The sequence below is a fragment of the Nocardioides eburneus genome (assembly GCF_040838215.1).
Classification (GTDB): Bacteria; Actinomycetota; Actinomycetes; order Propionibacteriales; family Nocardioidaceae; genus Nocardioides; species Nocardioides eburneus.
Window position 1 is genome coordinate 13,575 of sequence record NZ_JBFPJR010000042.1, and the last position, 14,994, is coordinate 28,568.

At 68.7% G+C, this 14,994-nt stretch carries 13 protein-coding genes; 8 read left to right on the forward strand and 5 right to left on the reverse strand.

The features are described from left to right. Positions 1 to 32: 32 nt before the first annotated feature. The 3 genes from AB3X52_RS17440 to lexA form a co-directional block, all read right to left on the reverse strand. A complete protein-coding gene (locus AB3X52_RS17440; protein ID WP_367995370.1) occupies positions 33 to 1,637 on the reverse strand; it encodes an MXAN_6640 family putative metalloprotease in 1,605 nt (534 codons plus the stop codon). 44 nt (positions 1,638 to 1,681) lie between these two features. Then, complete coding sequence (locus tag AB3X52_RS17445; protein ID WP_367995371.1) at positions 1,682 to 2,590, reverse strand: phosphatase PAP2 family protein; 909 nt, start codon at positions 2,588 to 2,590, stop codon at positions 1,682 to 1,684. 159 nt (positions 2,591 to 2,749) lie between these two features. After that, a complete protein-coding gene (lexA, locus tag AB3X52_RS17450; RefSeq protein ID WP_367995372.1) occupies positions 2,750 to 3,487 on the reverse strand; it encodes a transcriptional repressor LexA in 738 nt (245 codons plus the stop codon). A gap of 259 nt (positions 3,488 to 3,746) precedes the next feature. On the opposite strand from lexA, the gene AB3X52_RS17455 reads away from it, so the two are divergent. Beyond that, entirely contained in the window at positions 3,747 to 4,085 is a 339-nt protein-coding gene (locus AB3X52_RS17455) for a LysM peptidoglycan-binding domain-containing protein (protein WP_367995373.1), read from the forward strand. A gap of 135 nt (positions 4,086 to 4,220) precedes the next feature. On the opposite strand, the gene AB3X52_RS17460 is transcribed toward AB3X52_RS17455, so the two are convergent. Then, a complete protein-coding gene (locus tag AB3X52_RS17460; protein WP_367995374.1) occupies positions 4,221 to 4,643 on the reverse strand; it encodes a hypothetical protein in 423 nt (140 codons plus the stop codon). A 419-nt stretch (positions 4,644 to 5,062) separates the two neighbouring features. On the opposite strand from AB3X52_RS17460, the gene nrdR reads away from it, so the two are divergent. Together nrdR and AB3X52_RS17470 are read left to right on the forward strand one after the other, a co-directional pair. Continuing rightward, positions 5,063 to 5,548: a transcriptional regulator NrdR gene (gene nrdR, locus AB3X52_RS17465; RefSeq protein WP_367995375.1), complete on the forward strand. Its 486-nt coding sequence runs from the start codon at positions 5,063 to 5,065 to the stop codon at positions 5,546 to 5,548. A gap of 147 nt (positions 5,549 to 5,695) precedes the next feature. Next, positions 5,696 to 8,641: a vitamin B12-dependent ribonucleotide reductase gene (locus AB3X52_RS17470; RefSeq protein WP_367995376.1), complete on the forward strand. Its 2,946-nt coding sequence runs from the start codon at positions 5,696 to 5,698 to the stop codon at positions 8,639 to 8,641. A 267-nt stretch (positions 8,642 to 8,908) separates the two neighbouring features. On the opposite strand, the gene AB3X52_RS17475 is transcribed toward AB3X52_RS17470, so the two are convergent. After that, the gene (locus tag AB3X52_RS17475) at positions 8,909 to 9,376 is read right to left on the reverse strand and encodes an ArsI/CadI family heavy metal resistance metalloenzyme (RefSeq protein WP_367995377.1); all 468 of its coding nucleotides are present in this window, start codon (positions 9,374 to 9,376) and stop codon (positions 8,909 to 8,911) included. Positions 9,377 to 9,460: 84 nt separating this feature from the next. Here AB3X52_RS17475 and AB3X52_RS17480 point away from each other — a divergent pair, with 84 nt between their 5' ends. The 5 genes from AB3X52_RS17480 (at position 9,461) to AB3X52_RS17500 (ending at position 14,112) form a co-directional block, all read left to right on the forward strand. Beyond that, on the forward strand, positions 9,461 to 9,841 hold the full coding sequence (locus AB3X52_RS17480) for an ArsR/SmtB family transcription factor (protein ID WP_367995378.1): 381 nt from the start codon (positions 9,461 to 9,463) through the stop codon (positions 9,839 to 9,841). Then, positions 9,838 to 10,929: an ACR3 family arsenite efflux transporter gene (gene arsB, locus AB3X52_RS17485; RefSeq protein ID WP_367995379.1), complete on the forward strand. Its 1,092-nt coding sequence runs from the start codon at positions 9,838 to 9,840 to the stop codon at positions 10,927 to 10,929. Before AB3X52_RS17480 ends, arsB begins: the two co-directional genes overlap by 4 nt. Before the next feature lie 26 nt (positions 10,930 to 10,955). Then, entirely contained in the window at positions 10,956 to 11,375 is a 420-nt protein-coding gene (locus AB3X52_RS17490; protein WP_367995380.1) for an arsenate reductase ArsC, read from the forward strand. A gap of 267 nt (positions 11,376 to 11,642) precedes the next feature. After that, positions 11,643 to 12,854, forward strand: a complete 1,212-nt coding sequence (locus tag AB3X52_RS17495; protein ID WP_367995381.1) for a glycoside hydrolase family 6 protein — start codon at positions 11,643 to 11,645, stop codon at positions 12,852 to 12,854. 301 nt (positions 12,855 to 13,155) lie between these two features. Continuing rightward, on the forward strand, positions 13,156 to 14,112 hold the full coding sequence (locus AB3X52_RS17500) for an ADP-ribosylglycohydrolase family protein (protein ID WP_367995382.1): 957 nt from the start codon (positions 13,156 to 13,158) through the stop codon (positions 14,110 to 14,112). The last annotated feature ends 882 nt before the right edge of the window (positions 14,113 to 14,994 follow it).

The window sequence follows — 14,994 nt, forward strand, 5'->3', positions numbered from 1 at the left end:
GGCACCGGGCCGCCGTCGTACCAGCGTCGGGCTCAGCCCTTGACGAGCGTGCCCTTCCAGGTGTCGCGCAGAGCGTCGTACTTCGGCTTGCCGTGGCAGGACATGCCGGTGCCCTTCCAGCAGGTGTAGGAGCGGGCGGCGCTGGCGAGCGTGAGCTCGGCCTTCTGCACGGTCTTCGTCGCGAACGGCACCGCCACGCTGCCGTTCCCGCGGCCGTTGACCTTGACCGGGTACTTCTTCAGCGCGCCGGACTTGAGGTAGACCGTCACGATCGCGGCCTGCATGCCCGGACGCGTCAGGTGGACCTGGACACGGAGCTTCCGCCCCGCCGGGACGTTGTGGGACACGAACCGGGTGGAGGCCGAGGTGAGGTGCTGCAGGGTGTAGGCCCCGTTCGCGCTGGAGGAGGCCGGGCGGATCGTCACCGACTTCGTGATCGGCGCGATCGGGTACTTGTTGGCCCGGCCCTCGCGGTAGGCCCGCCAGGGGTGGTGGTTGGCCTCGGCGAACTGGAGATAAAGGGTGCGGAAGAGCTTGCCGCGGTCGGCGACCGCGTCGGCGACGGCCTGGATGGAGTAGTCGTTCTTCTTCTTGCCCTTGGTGCTGTCCGCGTGCTGCCAGATCTGGCGCAGGATCAGCGGCATCCCGCCGACCTTCCGGGGCATCCGCTCAGAGAGGTAGCGGAAGAAGATCCAGTTGCCGTAGACGCCGTATGTGGTCTGCTTGTCGAGCGGGGTGCGCGGACGCCGGAGTTGGCCGTAGGGGAGGTACTGCAGGTTGTCGTTGACCGCGCTGTAGATCTCGTCCTCGGCCCAGACGGCGGTGCCCTCCATGAGCCAGAGGTCCTCACCGGCGTCGTACCCGAACTGGATCGCGTGGAAGAACTCGTGGGCAGCGGTCACCTGGAGGTTCTGGAGCGGGGTGTTCTCCGGGTACTGCCGGTGGGCGTAGTCGTTGTCGAGCACGCAGTAGGCCTTGGCGGTCGTCGAGCCCTGCGGTGCGTTCGCCGGCTTCCCGTCCGGGGCGCAGTAGCCGTAGTAGCCCTGGTCGAAGACGTCGCGCAGGTAGATGTCGACGTAGTTCTTCTTGCCGCCGACGGCGCCGTCGCCGACCGGCCGGCGGTAGCCCGCCTTGTGGTAGCGCGCGTAGACGTTCTCCATCACGCTGCGGACCTGCTTGACCCAGGCCCAGGAGGACTTGTCGTCACCGCTGGTCAGCCAGTGGATGCAGATCGGCACCTTGGTGCTACAGAGCCGCTTCCCCGGCGTGGGGCGCGCGAGCATGCGCGACGCCGTCGACTGGTCGCTCGCCGACATCTGGTCGCGGTGGACGTAGAGGTTCGCCAGCGCCATCGTCGCGTCGCGCCCGTGCACGAGCGTCTGCTTCGCCCGGCGTGCGGACTTCGGCGCGAGGACGTCGGCCGCCTGGTCGAGCGCCCGGCGCGCGGCGAGGGTGGTGGTCCGCTCGGTGAGCGTCAGCCCCGCGATCACGGAGGGCGAGCTCGAGCTCCCTGAGCCCGGGGCGCCCGCGGGTCCGGCGTACGCCGGCACGGTGACGGCCACGCCGGCCGAGACGATCACGGCGAGGAGGGTGGTGCGGGCGAGGGCGGACAGGGCGGGGAAGCGAGAGGAAGGCATCGAGTACCAAACAGTCGACGACAGGTCGGGCCGGATCCGGACGCCTACCGCGACGGTTCGCCGACTCGGCGGCCCTTCGAGTGGTCCTCGTCCGCAGATGCGGCCTCCAGCACTATAGGCCGCTGGCTGAACGCCGAGACACTCACGACACCCGCGATGACCACCATCCATCCCACGATCACGTCGAGCGTCCAGTGGTTGCCGGTGCCGACCACGACGATCGCGGTCGCCGCGGCGGAGAGACCGGCGAGCAGGCGGACGACCCAGCTCCGGACGTTGCGCCAGACGACGATCGCGACCCAGAGCGACCAGCCGCAGTGCAGCGAGGGGAACGCCGCCAGCTCGTTGGTGAGATGACCCATCCCCTTCGGCGCCGACGCGTCGGCCCCCCACCAGCCCTGGTCGGAGTGGAGCAGGAGCACGTCGTCGTAGAGGTGGGGGAAGAAGCGCGGAGGCGCCGTCGGGAGCATGAGGTAGAGCGCGAGCGCCAGGACGGTGCCGACGACCAGCGCGCGCCGTGCCGGCAGATAGCGGTGCCGGCCACGGGCGTAGAGCCAGACGAGCACGACGAGGGTCAGGATGTAGTGGGCGGTGGAGTACCAGTAGCAGCCCAGCAGCCCGATCAGGTCGTGGTGGACGAAGAACTGGTTGAGTCCGTGCTCCCAGTCGAGGTCGACGGCGCGCTCGATGCTGAGGATTTGCCGGGCCCGACTCTTGGCCTCCGCCATGTTGTTGCTCGCGAGCAGTCGCGAGGACGTGTAGGCGATGTAGAGCACGGTGACGAAGATGAGCTCGCGGATGCCCGCGCGCACGCCGGCGAGGCGCTGCCACAGGGTGCGCGGCAGGACGCCGTGCTCCACCGACGGCTGAACCGTGATGCCTGGCACCGCCGACCCGGTGTCGGCGACGGACCGACCGGCGATGTCGCCGCTCGTGATGCCCTCGTCGTGCACGCTGCCCCCGCAAGTTCCGTCGATCCGGATCACCCTAGCCAATGAGGAGCAGCGGCCGACTCGGGGAATACCCCTCGTGGGGTACGGAGCCTCAGATCGGGCGCGCGCCGGCCCCGACGTGGACGTCGGGACCGGCGCGACAAGCCCGGCCACCGGGCGTCAGAGGCTCCGCAGCACCGCCGTGACCTTGCCGAGGATCGTGGCATGGGTCCCGTCGATCGGCTCGTAGGCCGGGTTGTGGGGGAGCAGCCAGACCTGGCCGCCCTTGCGCTGGAAGGTCTTCACCGTCGCCTCGCCGTCGATCATCGCGGCGACGATCTCGCCGTTCTCAGCGGTCGGCTGCTGCCGGACGACGACGTAGTCGCCGTCGCAGATCGCCGCGTCGACCATGGAGTCGCCCGAGACGTGGAGGAGGTAGAGCGTCCCGTCGCCCACGAGCTGCTTGGGCAGGGGGAAGACGTCCTCGACCTGCTGCTCGGCGAGGATCGGCCCGCCGGCCGCGATGCGTCCGACGATCGGGACGTAGGCCGCGTCGGGACGGGAGTCTCCGACGCCCGTCTCGTCGAACGGGGTCTCCTCGGCCGCGGAGATCGCCTTGCGCGCCGCGAGCACCTCCGGCAGGAAGACCTCGAGCGCCCGGGGACGGTGGGGATCGCGCTTGATGAACCCCTTCTGCTCGAGGACCTTCAGTTGGTGGGCGACGCTGCTGGTGCTGGTCAGCCCGACCGCCGAGCCGATCTCCCGCATGCTCGGCGGATATCCACGCTTCTCGATGCAGTCGCGCAGATGGGCCAGGATCCGCTGCTGGCGGGGGGTGAGACCCGTGGCGTCCGGCGGACCGTCGGGGAGCTCGCGCACGCCGTTCGGCGACTCTCGGGTCGACTTGGGCTTCGTCATGCCTCAACGGTAGACCGCCGGCCGGGCGAGTTCAAACATCTGTTCGAAGCGTGTCGACCTCCACCGTTCGAACGCTTTTTCGGCAAGGCCTTGCTTCTGTTCGAACAGGTGATCTAGTCTCGCTCATGTGTTCGATCGAATGTCTGGTCGAACGGCCCCGCGGTCGCCGCGCAGCAGCGGTCGATGAGAACTGTCGGTGGCCGCCGGTAGACATCGCGTCGAACCGCCCCAGCGGACCCGACTTCCCCAGGAGCTTCCGATGAGCACCCTCAGCCTCGCCCACGTTCCGTACGCCGCCCCGCGCCGCTCCACGGTGCGGCTCACCCGTCGCGGGCGTGTGGTCGTGTTCGTGGTGACGCTCCTGGCCGTGATGGCGGTCGGCTTCGTCGGGGCGAGCATTTCGGGCGCCTCGCAGGAGAAGGGTGTGGGCGTCTCGACCCGCACGGTCGTGGTCGGCACCGGTGACACGCTGTGGGACCTCGCCTCCGATGCCGCTGACGGCGGCGACATCCGCTCGATGGAGCAGACGATCAAGGACCTCAACGGCCTTGACTCCGGGATGCTCATCGCCGGCCAGACCCTCCGGATCCCGAACTGACCCGGTGGGCGCTGGCGCTCGCCGGGACGTAGACCGCCGCCAGCCGATTCGACCCCGGCTGGCGGCGGCACGGGGAAGACGAGGGGTGGGGCTCCGCCGGGAGGCGCGGTCCCACCCCTCGTTCGTCGGGGAGTGTCAGTCGGCGCGGTGCCGGCGTGCAGTCGTCGGCGCGGGCGTCCCGGGGTCGTCATCGGGTGCGGGCTGGGGTTGCATGGCCGCCGTAGGGTCGGATGGCCGTGTCTCGGGCGGGAGCGATGCGGGCGCTGGGCCGGAGGTCAGCCCGAGTGCTCGACCCAGGCGAGCGAGCAGCATGAGACCGGCGAAGAGGCAGGCGACGGCGCCGACGGCGGCGAGGGCGAGGAAGGCCCAGGCGCGGCCCTCGCCGTCGCGGGCGTCGCCACCGAAGTCGATGGCGGCGTAGACCAGATAGCCCCACGCGATGATCGCGATGGTGATGGCGCCCGCAAGGAGCAGGACGCGACGGTCGAGCCCATGCCTCTGGCGGGGTCCCCGTCGTGCCCCTGCGCGCTTGCCTGCGGACCTGCCCCTCGATGCCACGGCGACATTCTCGCTGATCCCCGGGGCGGAGTGTGCAAGCGGCACGAGTCGGCTGCGGAGCGCGGCCGTTCTCCGGACGATGGCGCGCCGCGGCGTCGTCCACAGTCGTGCCGAACGGACGGTCGTCGGTCTTGGCCAGAGCGGGCGAAGAGGGCATCGAACGACGTTCGCGAGCGCGACACGCCGGGCCGGCCTGCGCGACACGCCGAGGAGGTCGACGCCCTCTTGCGAACCGCGCCGGGCCCGGCGTACGGTAGCCACTACATCTAGTAGTTACACCGGTGTAGTTCTCCACATCTAGTTCCACAAGGGATGCGGGGTTGCGCACAGGCAACTGCTGGTTGTCCACAGCTCATGCCGTTCCATCCACAGTCGGGAATGGCATTTCCGGCGCCGTGACGTCAAGGAGGGGGATCGAGATGCACTGTCCGTACTGCCGGCACAACGACACGAAGGTCCTCGACTCCCGCGTTGCGGAGGACGGCGGGTCCATCCGTCGCCGGCGTGTCTGCCAGGGGTGCGACAAGCGGTTCTCCACCGTCGAGCTCATGCAGTTGACGGTGCTGAAGCGCTCGGGTGCGACCGAGCCGTTCAGCCGCGAGAAGGCCGTCTCCGGCGCGCGGAAGGCCTGCAAGGGCCGCCCGGTGACCGAGGACCAGCTCGCGTGTCTGGGGCAGGCCGTCGAGGACACGCTCCGGAGTGCGGGCTATGCCGAGGTGCCCAGCCACGAGGTGGGGATGGCTATCCTTGCCCCTCTGCGCGAGCTCGACGAGGTGGCCTACCTTCGCTTCGCGAGCGTCTACCGCGCGTTCGAGTCGGCCGACGACTTCGTCGCCGAGATCGCCATGCTGCGCACGGAGCGCGCGTTGCGCGCGGGCGTGACCGAGTCAGCCGTCAGCGGCTGATCACAGACTGCCCGGGCAGGCCGTGGGGAAGCGAGCCTGCCCGGGCTCACCAACCTCTTTCCCAGCGGCAGGCACGTTTCAGCGGGCCTTAGTTTCAAGCCTCAATTCAAGTCGGCAACCGATCCAGGACAGGACAAGGGGAAGTCAATGACCGAGACGGTGAGCGGCGCAGACACTCAGCCCGCCAAGGGCGAGGGTCTGGCCGGGGGTGGGCTCAAGATCGAGCGGGTGTTCAGCACCGAGGGTGTGCACCCCTACGACGAGATCACCTGGGAGCGTCGGGACGTCGTCCAGACCAACTGGAAGACCGGTGAGACCGTCTTCGAGCAGCGCGGGGTCGAGTTCCCCGACTTCTGGTCGGTCAACGCCTCGACGATCGTCACCACGAAGTACTTCCGCGGTGCCCTCGGCACCCCACAGCGCGAGACGAGCCTCAAGGACATCGTCGACCGCGTGGTGAAGACCTACACCAAGGCTGGCCGCGAGTATGGCTACTTCGCCAGCGACGCCGACGCCAAGGTCTTCGAGGAGGAGCTGACCTGGCTGCTCGTCCACCAGTACTTCGCGTTCAACTCCCCGGTCTGGTTCAACGTCGGCACCCAGTCCCCGCAGCAGGTCAGCGCCTGCTTCATCCTGTCGGTCGACGACTCGATGGACTCCATCCTGAACTGGTACAAGGAGGAGGGCTTCATCTTCAAGGGCGGCTCCGGCGCGGGGCTCAACCTCTCGCGCATCCGCTCGAGCAAGGAGCTCCTCTCCAGCGGTGGTACGGCCTCCGGCCCGGTGTCGTTCATGCGCGGCGCCGACGCCTCGGCCGGCACCATCAAGTCGGGCGGCGCGACGCGCCGGGCGGCGAAGATGGTCGTCCTCGACGTCGACCACCCCGACATCGAGGAGTTCATCGAGACCAAGGCGCGCGAGGAGGACAAGATCCGCGCGCTGCGGGACGCCGGCTTCGACATGGACCTCGGCGGTCGCGACATCGCCTCGGTTCAATACCAGAACGCCAACAACTCCGTCCGCGTCACCGACGAGTTCATGCGTGCGGTCGAGGAGGGGAAGAGCTTCGGCCTGCGCGCCCGCATGACCGGAGAGGTGATCGAGGAGGTCGACGCGCGCGAGCTGTTCCACAAGATCGCCGTCGCCGCGTGGGAGTGCGCGGACCCGGGTCTGCAGTACGACGACACCATCAACGACTGGCACACCAACCCCGAGACCGGGCGGATCACCGGTTCCAACCCGTGCTCGGAGTACATGTCGCTCGACAACTCCTCCTGCAACCTTGCCTCCCTCAACCTGCTGAAGTTCCTCAAGGACGACGACACCTTCGACGCCGTCCGCTTCCAGCAGGCCTGCGAGCTGGTCTTCACCGCGATGGACATCTCCATCTGCTTCGCCGACTTCCCGACGGAGGCGATCGGGCAGACCACCCGCGACTACCGCCAGCTCGGCATCGGCTACGCCAACCTCGGCGCGCTGCTGATGGCGATGGGCCTGGGGTACGACAGCGAGGGCGGCCGCACCATGGCGGCGGCGATCACATCGCTGATGACCGGCGCCGGCTACAAGCGCTCCGCCGAGCTCGCCGGGGTTGTCGGTCCTTACAACGGCTACAAGCGCAATGCCGAGGCCCACCAGCGCGTGATGCGCAAGCACCAGGCGGCGAACGACGCCGTCCGCTCCATCAACCCGGTGGACCGCAACGTGCTCGAGGCGGCGACGAAGGCCTGGGCCCAGGTCGTCGAGCTCGGCAAGGACAACGGCTTCCGCAACGCGCAGGCCTCGCTGCTCGCCCCGACCGGGACGATCGGCTTCATGATGGACTGCGACACCACCGGCATCGAGCCGGACTTCTCGCTGGTGAAGTTCAAGAAGCTCGTCGGGGGCGGTTCGCTGCAGATCGTCAACCAGACCATCCCGCGTGCGCTCAAGAAGCTGGGCTACCAGCCCGAGCAGATCGAGGCGATCGTCGACTACATCGCCGAGAACGGCCACGTCGTCGACGCCCCGGGCCTCAAGCCCGAGCACTACGAGGTCTTCGACACCGCGATGGGCGTCCGCGCGCTCAAGCCGATGGGCCACGTGCGGATGATGGCGGCCACCCAGCCATTCCTGTCCGGTGCGATCTCCAAGACGGTCAACCTGCCGGAGTCGGCGACCGTGGAGGAGATCGAGGACGTCTACATGGAGTCCTGGAAGCTCGGCCTCAAGGCGACCGCGATCTACCGCGACAACTGCAAGGTGGGTCAGCCGCTCTCCGACGGCAAGGGTGACAACAAGGGCAAGGACGCCAACGTCTCGGCTGACGCCTCGACCGCGGCCGCCCCGGCCGAGGTCGTCGAGAAGGTCGTGGAGAAGGTCGTCTACGCGCCGACCCGCAAGCGTCTGCCCAAGTCCCGCGTCTCCCGGACCACGTCCTTCACGGTCGGTGGCGCGGAGGGCTACATGACCTCCGGTGCCCACGAGGACGGTTCGCTCGGCGAGATCTTCCTCAAGCTCGGCAAGCAGGGCTCGACCCTGGCCGGCGTCATGGACGCCTTCTCGATCGCGATCTCGATCGGACTGCAGTACGGCGTCCCGCTGGAGACCTACGTCTCGAAGTACACCAACCAGCGTTTCGAGCCCGCCGGTCTCACCGACGACCCGGACGTGCGGATGAGCCAGTCGATCCTCGACTACGTCTTCCGCCGCCTGGCGCTCGACTACCTGCCGTTCGAGTCGCGGGCCGCTCTCGGCATCTACTCCGCCGAGGAGCGTCAGCGCTACCTCGAGACCGGTTCCTACGAGCCGCTCGAGCAGGACGGCACCACCGCGGCCGAACTCGTCGAGGCCCCCGCTCCGGCGCCCAAGGCCGAGGCCGCGGAGGCGAAGGCCGCCGAACCGGTCGAGGCCGAGGTCGTCGAGGCTCCGGCCGAGCCGAAGGCCGAGGCAGCCGAAGCGCCGAAGGTCGCCCACACCACGGCCGAGCTGCTGGAGCAGATCAGCGGCATGGCGGTCGACAGCCCGCTCTGCTTCACCTGCGGCACCAAGATGCGGCCCGCCGGCTCCTGCTACGTCTGCGAGGGCTGCGGCTCCACCAGCGGCTGCAGCTGATGCCGAACCTCGCAGAATTGGCGGCGGATGCGCACGAATCGGCAGCCAGTTCTCGTGAGATTGGCATGACGCGGTCGCACGATTCGGCATCGGCGCGCGCGCTGAAATTGGCCTGAAGGCGGCGAACGCCCCGCACCGAGAGAGTCGGTGCGGGGCGTTCGCCGCTTCGCGCTAGTCAAGAGGTCGGGTAGTGCTGCGCGGACGGTGGGGGCTGACGGTGTCCGAGCACCCAGGTCGCCGCGCAGCACCATCGGGCTCAGCAGAACCTCAGCAGCAGGCGGTGGCGGCGGGTTGGGGCAGGTCCTGGACGGTGTTGGCGTCGGTGCTGCAGCAGCCGGCACCGGTCTCGCTGGTGGCGTTGAAGGTGGGGCTGTCGGCGAGGACGGTGTAGACCTCCCAGCGCTCGCCGTTGGGGGAGTTCTCGACCCAGAACTTGTCCTGCTTGGCGTAGCAGCAGACGGTGTCGCGCTCGTCGACGGAGGCGAACCCGGCTTCATGCAGGCGGGTCTGCTCGGCGTCGACGGTGTCGGTGTCGGCGACCTCGACGCCGAGGTGATTGATGCTGCCGCCCTGTCCGGGGTTCTCGATGAGGACCAACTTCAGCGGCGGCTCGGCGACGGCGAAGTTGGCGTAGCCGGGCCTCACCTTCGCGGGCGTTGTTCCGAACAGGGTCGAGTAGAACGCGATGGACTCGTCGAGGTTCTCGACGTTGAGGGCGAGTTGGATGCGAGACATCGGAAGCCTCCGGGCACTTATTGATGGATCTCGATATGCGACGTTGTCGCGGACATAGATGTCTGTCAACATAGATGCGTGTCGATGATTGAACTGACTCCGGTGCAGACCGTCGCCTGCTGCTCACCACTGATGTCCACCCCGCTCTCGCAGGAGACAGCCGAGGGCATCGCGCCGCTCCTCAAGGCACTCGCCGACCCGGTGCGGCTCCGGCTCATGTCGTTGGTCGCCGCCCATGAGAACCGCGAAGCGTGCGTGTGCGACCTCAACGACGCCTTCGACCTGTCCCAGCCCACCATCAGCCACCACCTCAAGGTGCTCCACGAGGTTGGACTGCTCGACCGGTCAAAGCGCGGCACCTGGGTCTACTACCGAGTCAGCCCGGAGGCCCTGGCGGCGGTCGCGAACCTGTTCGGGGCCGGCATCGTTGGCGACGCCGTCACCCCGAGCGCGGAATGCCGATGAGCGACACCGTCCACGAGACCGTCGAAGCCTCGGCCGAGGCCCCGGTCCTGCAGCGCCTCTCAACCCTCGACCGCTTCCTGCCGGTGTGGATCATCGCCGCCATGGGCCTCGGACTCCTCCTCGGCCGTGCCATCCCCGGCCTCGACGACGCGCTGGCGAAGGTCGAGGTCGGGTCGGTCTCACTGCCCATCGCCATCGGCCTGCTCGTGATGATGTACCCGGTGCTGGCGAAGGTCCGCTACGACGAACTCGGGCACGTCACCGCCGACAAGCGGATGCTCGCGGCCTCCATCGTGCTCAACTGGGTCCTCGGCCCGGCGGTCATGTTCGCCCTGGCCTGGCTGATGCTGCCGGACCTGCCCGCCTACCGCACCGGCCTCGTCATCGTCGGCCTCGCCCGCTGCATCGCCATGGTCCTTATCTGGAACGACCTGGCGTGCGGCGACCGCGAAGCCGCCGCCATCCTCGTCGCCATCAACTCGGTCTTCCAGATCATCGCCTTCGCCGCGCTCGGCTACTTCTATCTCCAGGTCCTCCCGGGCTGGCTTCACCTCCCCGAGATAGCCGGCCTCGACGTGTCCGTGTGGGGCCTTGCCAAGTCAGTCCTCGTCTTCCTGGGCATCCCGCTCGTGGCGGGCTTCCTGACTCGCACACTCGGCGAAGGGGCCAAGGGCCGCGACTGGTACGAGACCCGACTGCTGCCCCGCATCGGCCCTGCCGCGCTGTACGGACTGCTCTTCACCATCGTCGTGCTGTTCGCGCTTCAAGGGCACACCATCACGAACCAGCCCCTCGACGTAGCCCGCATCGCCCTGCCGCTGCTCGCCTACTTCGCCCTGATGTGGGTCGGCTCGTTCTTCCTCGGCAAGCGCCTCGGCATGACCTATGAGCGCACGACCACGCTCGCCTTCGCCGCCGCCGGGAACAACTTCGAACTCGCCATCGCCGTTGCCATCGGCGTCTTCGGGGTCACCTCCGGGCAAGCTCTCGCCGGAGTCGTCGGCCCGCTCATCGAAGTTCCCGTTCTCGTCGCCCTGGTCTACGTCGCCCTGTGGCTACGCCACCGCTACTACCCGACCCCGGCCTGAGAGCCCTGCCCGGAAGAAGGCGCCCGATGCCCGCCAATACCGACTCCATCAAGCCGACCGTCCTGTTCGTCTGCGTCCACAACGCAGGCCGCTCCCAAATGGCCGCCGGATACCTCCAACACCTCGCAGGCGACCGCATCCAGGTCGTCTCCGCAGGCTCCCAGCCCGCCGACCGGATCAACCCTGTCGCTGTCGCAGCGATGGCCGAAGACGGCATCGACATCGCCACCGAGCAGCCCAGGGTCCTCACGGCCGAAGCCGTCCAAGAGTCCGACGTCGTCATCACCATGGGGTGCGGCGACGAGTGCCCATTCTTCCCCGGCAAGCGCTACGAGGACTGGAAGCTGGACGACCCCGCCGGACAAGGCATCGACGCCGTGCGGCCCATCCGCGACGAGATCAAGACCAGGGTCGAGGCCCTCATCGGCTCACTCATCGCCGCCTGATCCGACGCCTGCGACCGGCCGTTATCAACCTCGGTGTGGTGGGTCCCGAAGCCGTCGAACCCACCCTTGACAGTCACAGGCCCGCGTCGCGTTCCGCACGCCTGCGCGGTGCGGTGCCGTCCATCGTGGCGGGATCCACCCTCGTCCTTAGCACGGGATCTCGCATTCCTGCGCGCGACGCGCCCGGCGTACGTAAAATCTTTCGGGTATCTATCGAGCGATCGCCGGACTTCTCGCGGCCGTCGCGCCCGAGGAATGAGAATCGTGATGCCCCACCCCTTGCGCATCCTGCCGTCACGTCGCGCGCTCGGCGCTGTGCTGACCGCTCTCGCCATCGGCGCAGCGGCGTTCGCCGCGGCCGGCGTCGGCGCCGAGGCGGCTGGCACCACCGCGGTCCCTGCTCCGAAGAAGATCACCGGCGCGGCGTACGCGCAGAACCGGACGAACCCGCTCGTCGGGGGAACCTGGGCGGTGAACAACGGCTTCTGGGACAACCAGTACAACCGCAATGTGCTCTACCACTGGCAGCACGCCACCGGCTCCACCAGGACCTACCTGGGGCGGATCGCCACGCAGCCGACGGCGCTGTGGTTCACGGCCAACAACTCCAATCCGGCCACACGTCCGACGGTCGTGCGCGACTACATCCGGCAGCTCCAGAACGGCGACACGAACTCGCTGGTGCAGATGGCGCTGTTCGGGATGTTCGCGGTCCAGGGCGGCGAGAAGAACAAGACCAAGGCGCTGACTAGCGCGCAGGTCGCCACCTACAAGGCGTGGATCACCGGGGTGTCCAAGGAGATCGGCAGCTCCCGCGTCGCGATCATCATGGAGCCTGACCAGGCGCTCCTGTTCAACCGCCCCGGCAAGCCGAAGAGCATGTGGACAGGTGGCACCGCGACCCGCATGAAGCTGGTCGCGTGGGCCACGAAGTACATCCACGACCACAACCACCGTGCGACCGTCTACCTCGACGCCGGCGATGCCGACTGGCTGAACGCCGACCAGGCCGCCTACCTGCTGGCGCACACGGGCGTCTCCTACGCACGCGGCTTCGCACTCGGGGCGACGCACTACAGCGCGACATCCGCGGACATCAGCCACGGTGCCGCCATCGTGGCGGCGCTCGCGGCGAAGGGCGTCAAGGGCACGCACTTCGTGATCGACACCGCCGACAACGGGCGCCCGTTCACGATGGACCAGTTCTACGCCCGCCACCCGAAGTCCAAGGGCGGCTTCTTCGACAACTCCGCCAACTGCCGGTCGATGACGGACACCGTCTGCAACGCGCTCGGCATCAGGCCGACCTGGCGCGTCGCCGATGCCGGCACCGGCCAGACGTGGGCGTTGCGCACGGTGGCGCGCACGTACCTCGACGGCTACCTCTGGTTCGGCCGACCCTGGCTCAAGGACCAGGCCTCGCCGTTCGTCCTCAGCAAGGCGGTCGCGGCGGCGAAGTACAGCCCCTTCCAGCGCTGAGCGTCGCATGCGCTGTGAGGGCGCGCAGACGCCCCCTTCGAGAGCAAGGACCAGCCGCCAGGTCTCCTGCGGGTGCTCGCGAACGTGGTCCGTGTCGCGAGCGTGGTCATTTCGAGCCATCTTGCCGACCTTCGGCTGCGGCCACCTCGACGGCGACAAAGACCACGTCGCCTGCGAAGCGAAGTGACGACGCGCAGCCTCACGCCGGTAGGTCCGGCGGGGGCGCGCCGCTGCCGTCGACCGGCCGAGCATTGCGGTAGTAAGGGTCCGTGAGGAAGACGCGCGAGCTCGGGTCCGGAGCATGACGACGCGACGCCGCACCGACCTGCACGACCGGGCCGCCGGCGTACTCCTGGGCCAGGCGTGCGGGGACGCGCTCGGCGTCCCCTATGAGTTCGGTACGCCGCCGGCGGCCGACGAACCGGCGCGGATGACCGGCGGGGGACTGGGCGACTTCGCGCCGGGGGAGTGGAGCGACGACACCGCGATGGCGGTCGCCGTCGCGGAAGGCCTGCTCGCGGGCGCGACGTTCGCAGAACGCCTCGATGCGATCGCCTCGGGCTTCTTGACGTGGTTCCTCGACGGCCCGGCCGACATCGGCGTCCAGACGCGCCACGTGCTCGCCGCCACCGCCCGGCGGACGGAGCCGGGAGCGCCAGGAGTCGCGCACGTCATGACGGAGGAGGCCGAGGGCTACGCGGCCCGGCATCCGCACTCCGCCGGCAACGGTGCGCTGATGCGCACGTCGCCGGTGGCGCTCGCCTATCTCCATGACCCGGCCGGCTGCGCGCAGGCCGCGCGCGCCGTCGCGGCGCTCACCCACGCCGACCCGCTCGCCGTCGACTCCTGCGTCGTGTGGTCGGAGAGCATCCGCCGGGTTGTCGGCGGCGGCAGGCTCGAGCTGGCGTGGGACGTCCTCGCGCCCGACCGGAGCGACATCTGGGCCGAGTTCGAGACGCTGCCGTTGCGCCCCAATGGCTTCACCGTGGCCGCCCTGCGCGCCGCCTGGCACGCGATCACGACCACGCCCGTTCCAGAGGATCCGGCGCTGCGCGGCGGGCATCTCGTGGAGGCGCTGCACGCGGCCGTACGTCTGGGCGACGACACCGACACCGTGGCGGCGATCGCGGGAGGTCTGCTCGGTGCCCGCTGGGGCGCCGCGTCGGTCCCGCCGGGCTGGCGCCGGGCCGTCCACGGATGGCCGGGGCGTACGGCGGACGACCTCGACGAGATCGTCGCCATGCTCGTCGACCGGTGACCGGGGCGGTCGCCAGACCGAACCGGCCCAGCCGTCCGCGGCTCGCTGGCAGGAGATGCCCGTGGTGCGTTTGAGCCCAAGCGTCCGGCGGCCAGCCCGACGAGATCGGCCCGCAGGTTGACGGCCGGCAGAGCGATGCGGTTGCGCAGAACCTTCTGCGGGCTCGCGTTCGGGCCGTAGGAGAGTACGGCGAGCCGCTCGCACAGCCGCGCGGCGCCGCGCTCGGTGAGCCAGTCCTCGAGGCACGGTCCACCGCTCACACACCATCCGCAGCCACACGCGGCGCCTGGCGCCACCGGCAGGATGCCGCCGTCGCGGTCGAGCACAGAGGAACCGTCCGGGCGGGCTCCCGGGTACGGCAGCTCGGGGTCGTCACGTCCGTGAGGAGCCATGCCTCCAGCATGACGAAGGCCCGTGATCGCGGCGGAACGAACCGTCCGCTGCGTCGATTTGGCACGCCGCGCGACAGCACGTAAGGTTCTCCAGTCGCTTCGGAGCGGCGGGGAGCAAGCCCAGCGGGATGGGCTCCCGGCCCCGAGGTACGACGTCTTCCGCCTCGCTCGTGCGGACACGGTGTCGCCGGTCTTCTGGCGCTCATGTCCTCGCGGCCGGAGCAGGAGAGGCCGGATCCACCGAAAACGCACCGAATTGGTGAAACTCGGAAAGGTCCGCTAATGTTTCACCTACCAAAGCGAACGACCTCGGTCCGAGCAGGAAAGCGCGAAAAGCGCCGAATTGCGAAGGCCAGAAAGAATGCGCTAAGGTTGAGAAACAAAGCAGCAAGACCGCGATAGCGAAGACCGGTTGGTTGGTGCGTCGTGTGTGTGTGATTCTTGAGAACTCAACAGTGTGTCAAATAGTCGACGAATTAGTTTGTTTATG